The organism is Streptomyces sp. 8P21H-1 (genome assembly GCF_013302945.1).
Genome location: NZ_JABTYA010000184.1, coordinates 1 through 1160, shown reverse-complemented (window position 1 = coordinate 1160; position 1160 = coordinate 1). Strand labels below are relative to the sequence as shown.

At 73.9% G+C, this 1160-nt stretch carries 1 protein-coding gene; it reads right to left on the bottom strand.

The annotated features are described in order from the left end of the window. Positions 1 to 75: 75 nt before the first annotated feature. On the bottom strand, positions 76 to 999 hold the full coding sequence (locus HO151_RS03040) for a glutaminase (RefSeq protein WP_173894573.1): 924 nt from the start codon (positions 997 to 999) through the stop codon (positions 76 to 78). Positions 1000 to 1160: the final 161 nt, after the last annotated feature.

Below are 1160 nucleotides of genomic sequence, written 5' to 3'. Positions count from 1 at the left end.
CGGTCGCGGGCGCCGCCGGTCTGGGCGCCGGGGTCGTGGCGCTGGCCCTGCGGCTGCACGGCGGGCGGGCCGGCCCTAGAACACCGAGAGACCGGTGAGGGTCGTGAAGCGGTCCAGGGCCGTGACGCCCGCCACCGAGTTGCCGTGTTCGTCCAGGCCGGGGCTCCACGCGCACAGGGTGCAGCGGCCGGGGACGACGGCGATGACCCCGCCGCCCACGCCGCTCTTGCCGGGCAGGCCCACGCGGTAGGCGAACTCGCCCGCCGCGTCGTAGGTGCCGCAGGTGAGCATGACCGCGTTGACCTGTTTGGCCTGCCGCTGGGTCAGCAGACGGGTGCCGTCGGCCCGGACGCCGTGGCGGGCGAGGAATCCGGTGGCCAGGGCGAGGTCGGCGCAGGACGCCTCGACGGAGCACTGGCGGAAGTACTCGTCGAGGAGCACCGGGACCGGGTTCCCGATGTTCCCGTAGGCCGCCATGAAGTGGCCCAGCGCGGCGTTGCGGTCGCCGTGGGCGGCCTCCGAGCCGGCGACGTCCTGGTTGACGGCCAGCTCCGCGTTGCCGCTCTCCGCGCGCAGGAAGTCGAGGAGGGTGCCCGACGCGTCGCCGGTCTGGGTGTGGAGGCGGTCGGTGACGACGAGGGCGCCCGCGTTGATGAAGGGGTTGCGGGGGATGCCGTTCTCGTACTCCAGCTGGACGAGGGAGTTGAAGGGGTTGCCCGAGGGTTCGCGGCCGACGTGTTCCCACAGCGCGTCCGCCTCGTGGGCGAGGTCCAGGGCGAGGGTGAACACCTTGGAGATGGACTGCGTCGAGAACGGCTGCCGCCAGTCGCCGACGCCGTACACCGTGCCGTCCAGCTCCGCGACGGCCATCCCGAACCGGTTCGGGTCGCAGGCGGCGAGCGCCGGGATGTAGTCGGCGGGGCGGCCGCGGCCGGGGCTCTGCGCGATCTCCTGGGCGATGCGCTGCAGGACGGGCTGAAAGGCCGGGGCGGAACTCATTCCCCCCATTCTGCCGGTCGCTCCGCGGGGAGCGGGAACACGCGGCGCGGCGGGTGGGTGAGGGCGCAGGACCGTGGGACGCTGCGGCGCCATCGGGGCTGAGCGCGCAGTTCCCCGCGCCCCTGAAAGGGCGCCCTTTCAAGGGCGCGGGGAACTGCGCG